Below are 4,824 nucleotides of genomic sequence, written 5' to 3'. Positions count from 1 at the left end.
GAAAGGCCGGCGCATGGGCCATGCCGGCGCCATCATCTCGGCCTTCGGCGAATCGGCACAGGAGAAGGTCGAGATCCTGAAAGACGCCGGCGTCGTCATCGTGCCGACGCCGGCTGCATTTGGCTCGACCATCGCGAATGTTCTTGGGCAACGGAAAAAGGTCGCCTGAGCTTCTGAAGCGGCGCTTACCGTCATCCGTCCGTTTGATAAGGGAATTCAGATGCGACCACGCGTTATCGTCACGCGTCGCTGGCCTGCGACTGTCGAGCAGATCCTTGCTGAGCGGTTCGACACAACATTCAATCGGCATGATTCGTCGCTGACCTCCAACGAACTCAGGGCAGCGTTCCGGGATTTCGACGCGATCTTGCCAACTGTCAGTGATCGTTTGTCGGCGTCTGTCTTCCCTGATCACAAGATCAGAACCAAGGTCATCGCCAATTTCGGCGTCGGTTTCAGTCACATCGATACCGATGCCGCACACAAGCATGGCATCGTGGTTACCAACACTCCTGGCGTGCTTACCGATTGCACTGCCGACATCGCTATGTGTCTGATACTTTCGGTGGCCCGTCGTGCAGGCGAGGGTGAACGTCAGCTGCGCGCCGGCGAATGGCCGGGTTGGTGTCCGACGCACATGATCGGCACGAAGGTCTCCGGCAAAACACTTGGAATCATCGGAATGGGCCGGATCGGCAAAGCGACGGCCCGACGCGCGCGGTTCGGCTTCGGCATGAACGTGATCTTCTACAATCGCTCGAAAGTGGACGACGAAGAAATCGTTGCCATTGGAGCCAGGCAGTTGCCGAGCGTGGAGGAGGTGCTGGCAGAGGCAGACTTCGTGTCGCTCCACTGCCCTGGTGGCGCTGAGAACCGGCACCTTATCGACGCTTCCCGCCTGGCTGCGATGAAGCGTGGTGCTTTTCTCATCAACACCGCCCGCGGTGATGTGGTCGACCAAAACGCCTTGATTGAAGCGCTAAGCCGCGGCGGGATCGCCGGTGCAGGGCTCGACGTTTTTGACGGCGAACCTGCAATTCCAGAGCAGCTTAGGCATATGGAGAATGTGGTGCTGTTGCCGCACCTCGGCAGTGCAACGAAAGAAACCCGTGTCGCCATGGGAATGCGGGCGGTGGAGAACCTGGTCGCATTTTTCGACGGGCGCCCGGTGCCGGATCGGGTCGTGTGATGAGCCTCGACTGCTCGGCTTCCTGCTGGGGCGAGCTGCGGACACACGCGTTCGATCTGTTTCGCCAAGCTATCGCCGCATCCAATCCCGAGGCGGCGGTCGCGTCCGCCTTGAAAGCGAGAGAGTCCGACATCGCCGGCGCTCGCGGCATCGTCCTGATTGCCTTGGGCAAAGCGGCGTGCCTGATGGCAGGGGCGGCACTGCGTTTCGTCGGGGACAAACTGCGCAGGGCATGCGTGGTCACCAATCGCGAAAACGTGTTGGACATCGAGGGTATTGAGATCATTGTCGGCGGTCATCCACTGCCAGATGAGGGAAGCCTCAGAGGCGGGAGGGCGATTGAAGAGGCCGCGCGCTCGGCGTCGCCCGAAGACCTCGTGCTGCTGCTGATTAGTGGCGGGGGCTCAGCCCTCGTCTGCGCGCCCGCGCCGGGCATTTCGCTTGCCGACAAGGTAGCACTCAACGAAGCCCTGGTTCGTTGTGGCGCGGACATTTCCGAGATCAATGCCGTAAGGCAGATCTTCTCAAGACTGAAGGGCGGGCGTCTCGCGGAACTGACCTCAGGTGTCAGGACGCTGTCGCTGATACTCTCGGATGTGCCCGGCGACGATGTCGCCGCGATCGCTAGCGGGCCCACAGCAAAGCCCGCGACCGGCGTTTCCGACGCCGTCATCGTTCTTCGACGTCACAACCTGCTTCAGTCGTTGCCCCGGAGCTTGCGGAGGCGACTGGACTTTCTGGGCGCTGGCGAAGATCGCGCATGTACGAGCTTCGATCATGTCGAAAATGTCGTGATCGGCAGCAACGCCATCAGCCTGCAGCGCATGATGGATAGCGCCAAAGAGCACTATTGCACGGTCATCAAGGCCGCCGACTGGCTGAGCGGAGATGTTGCGGAGGCCGCCCTTGCCCTTCACCACCTGGCCCTGTCCACGGCGAGACAAGAAGGGCCGGTGGCAATCGTCGCCGGAGGAGAGACGACCGTCAGAGTGCGCGGAAGCGGGAGAGGCGGGCGCAACCAGGAACTGGCTCTTCGGTTTGCCCTTCTCAATGAACGACAACCGATCTGGCGGCCCTGGGCCTTTCTGAGTGGTGGCACCGACGGTCGGGACGGGCCGACTGACGCGGCGGGCGCGCTTGTCGATCCCGGATCAACAGGACGGATGCGCCGGCATGGCTGCAAGCCAGAAGCCCATCTGAACAACAACGATTCCTACCCTGCATTGACGGCTTCAGGCGATTTGCTTCTGACGGGGCCTACCGGAACAAATGTCGCCGACCTGCAAATACTGCTGATGCAATAGCCTCAGCAGCCTTGAGGCGCCCGGGCGTCGCCTCCTCGCCAATCCTGCGTTGTATCTCCAGCTGAAAATATTTACTGTTGGTAAAATGATTCAGCAAACGGCAGTGAATATGGCGACGGCTAAGGTAGGTAAAATGCAGGCGGTAAAGGCGGTGAAGAATGGCGGCAAGGCGCCCACCGCAGTCAAGATGGTGGGACCGGTGATCGTCAGCCCGCCGCCACCGCCGCGTGGCAAGCCTCTCAGTCAGGACCCCCACGCGGTTCGTGACACCCGCGAGAACGTGCTTGAGGTCGCGATTGGCCACGAGGTTCGCGCCTTTCGCAAGAAATTAGGCATAACCGTTGCCGATATCGCAAGCACCACGGGCCTTTCAATCGGCATGCTGTCCAAGATCGAGAATGGCATCACCTCGCCATCATTGACCACGCTGCAGGCGCTATCGCGCGCGCTAGGCGTGCCGGTGACCGCATTTTTTCGTCGCTTTGAAGAAGAGCGGAAGGCCGTCTTCGTCAAGGCGGGATCGGGCGTGGACGTCGAACGGCGCGGCACGCGCGCCGGGCACCAGTATACGTTGCTGGGTCATATCGGTTCGGATTCGAGCGGCGTTGTTGTCGAACCCTATCTCATCACACTGACCGAAGACTCCGACGTCTTCCCGACCTTCCAGCACGACGGTATGGAATTCCTCTACATGCTGGAAGGCGAAGTCGTATACCGCCATGGCAACAATCTTTACCGGATGACGCCGGGTGACAGTTTGTTTTTCGACGCCGACGCACCGCACGGTCCCGAAGAATTGACGCATTTGCCGATACGATATTTGTCAATCATCTCCTATCCCCACGGGCGCGGAAACGGCTGACGTAATTCGCCGTTCATCTATTACGGACCATTCTTCACTTGCAGTGCGCGTTGGCGCGTGACTCGCTCTGCCGCTCGGATTAGCTCCGTCGTTCTTGTCTCATTGTGTTGACCGGCCTTGCCGAAGATGCCGAGCGCGTCCGGCAGGCCGGTGAGATTCCAAACGGTTGCACCGGCCTAAGCCACTCCACCCGACGGCCCGTGTTTTTCTACAGGAAAAAAAAATTCCTACCAGTTGAATTGATATAGGGAACCTGCTAGCCTCCATTCTTAGGTAACAGCCAATGGAGGTGACGGCATGTGTGGGATTGTAGGGCTATTCCTGAAAGAAAAATCGCTTGAACCAAGATTAGGCGCGCTTCTGTCGGAAATGCTGGTCTCAATGACCGACAGAGGCCCGGATAGCGCCGGCATAGCTATCTATGACAGCGGTGCGGCCGGGCGCGGCAAGATCACCATTCAGTCGTCGGCTCCCAAGGCAGATTTCGAAGGGCTCGAAGCCGAACTCAGCAAGAAGATCGGAGCCAAGGTCTCGTCGACGGTGAAGTCCACCCACGCCGTCCTCGATGTCCCTGCCGACAAGCTCGAGGAAGCCCGCGCCGCGATCGGCGAACTGCGCCCAAATGTGCGCCTCATGGGCGCCGGTGAGGCGATCGAGATCTATAAGGAAGTCGGCCTGCCTGCCGACGTGGTCAAGCGGTTCGATCTCGCCAGGATGAGCGGCAGCCACGGCATCGGCCACACGCGCATGGCGACCGAGTCCGCAGTCACCACCTTGGGCGCGCATCCCTTCTCGACCGGCCCGGACCAGTGCCTGGTGCATAACGGCTCGCTGTCCAACCACAACAATGTCCGCCGCGAGTTGATCCGAGACGGAATGCGCTTCGAGACCGAGAACGATACCGAAGTCGCGGCAGCCTACCTCTCGTCCAAGATCGCTCACGGGCAGAATCTCGGCGAGGCGCTGCAAAGCAGCCTCTCCGACCTCGACGGTTTTTTCACCTTCGTCGTCGGCACCAAGAACGGCTTCGGCGTGGTGCGCGACCCGATCGCCTGCAAGCCCGCCGTCATGGCCGAGACCGACCAGTATGTCGCCTTCGGCTCGGAGTACCGCGCATTGGCCAACCTGCCCGGCATTGAGGAAGCCAGGGTCTGGGAACCGGAGCCGTCCACCGTCTATTTCTGGGAGCATTGAGGATCATGAATATTTCTAATGTTGCCACGGCGCCTTCGCGTGAAGTGAACTTCGCGCCGCGTGTCTTCGACCTCGGCCAGCAGTCGTTGCGGGAGCTGAACCAGGCGCTGCACAATCTCGGCTCGGGCTCGAACGAGACCGCCTGGGAAGTGCTCAACCCGAAAGGCAGCCATTCCGTCGCCGTCGGCGTCGACCAGCCGGTCAGCATCGATGTGCGCGGCAGCGTCGGCTATTATTGCGCCGGCATGAATGCCGGCGGCACCATCACCGTGCAT

At 60.6% G+C, this 4,824-nt stretch carries 4 protein-coding genes and 2 pseudogenes; all 6 read left to right on the top strand.

The features are described from left to right. A pseudogene (locus tag RFN28_RS34210) lies at positions 1-169 on the top strand (succinate--CoA ligase subunit alpha); the annotation flags it as partial. Positions 170-220: 51 nt separating this feature from the next. Further along, complete coding sequence (locus tag RFN28_RS34205; protein WP_320291532.1) at positions 221-1,189, top strand: 2-hydroxyacid dehydrogenase; 969 nt, start codon at positions 221-223, stop codon at positions 1,187-1,189. Next, positions 1,189-2,493, top strand: a complete 1,305-nt coding sequence (locus RFN28_RS34200) for a glycerate kinase type-2 family protein (RefSeq protein WP_320291531.1) — start codon at positions 1,189-1,191, stop codon at positions 2,491-2,493. Before RFN28_RS34205 ends, RFN28_RS34200 begins: the two co-directional genes overlap by 1 nt. Before the next feature lie 187 nt (positions 2,494-2,680). Next, a complete protein-coding gene (locus RFN28_RS34195; RefSeq protein ID WP_320291533.1) occupies positions 2,681-3,355 on the top strand; it encodes a helix-turn-helix domain-containing protein in 675 nt (224 codons plus the stop codon). Positions 3,356-3,652: 297 nt separating this feature from the next. Beyond that, positions 3,653-4,549: a class II glutamine amidotransferase gene (locus RFN28_RS34190; protein WP_320291530.1), complete on the top strand. Its 897-nt coding sequence runs from the start codon at positions 3,653-3,655 to the stop codon at positions 4,547-4,549. Between the two features lie 5 nt (positions 4,550-4,554). Beyond that, a pseudogene (locus RFN28_RS34185) lies at positions 4,555-4,824 on the top strand (protein GlxC); the annotation flags it as partial.

Origin of the sequence: Mesorhizobium album, from assembly GCF_033977205.1 — a bacterium.
Taxonomy (GTDB): domain Bacteria; phylum Pseudomonadota; class Alphaproteobacteria; order Rhizobiales; family Rhizobiaceae; genus Mesorhizobium; species Mesorhizobium album.
Note: the sequence above shows the minus strand (reverse complement) of the source record. Positions and strands in the feature narration are given on the sequence as shown.

Bases quoted from the DNA above. Each gene is read 5' to 3' on its own strand.
- RFN28_RS34205 (WP_320291532.1), top strand. From the start codon at position 221: ATGCGACCACGCGTTATCGTCACGCGTCGCTGGCCTGCGACTGTCGAG.
- RFN28_RS34200 (WP_320291531.1), top strand. From the start codon at position 1,189: ATGAGCCTCGACTGCTCGGCTTCCTGCTGGGGCGAGCTGCGGACACAC.
- RFN28_RS34195 (WP_320291533.1), top strand. From the start codon at position 2,681: ATGGTGGGACCGGTGATCGTCAGCCCGCCGCCACCGCCGCGTGGCAAG.
- RFN28_RS34190 (WP_320291530.1), top strand. From the start codon at position 3,653: ATGTGTGGGATTGTAGGGCTATTCCTGAAAGAAAAATCGCTTGAACCA.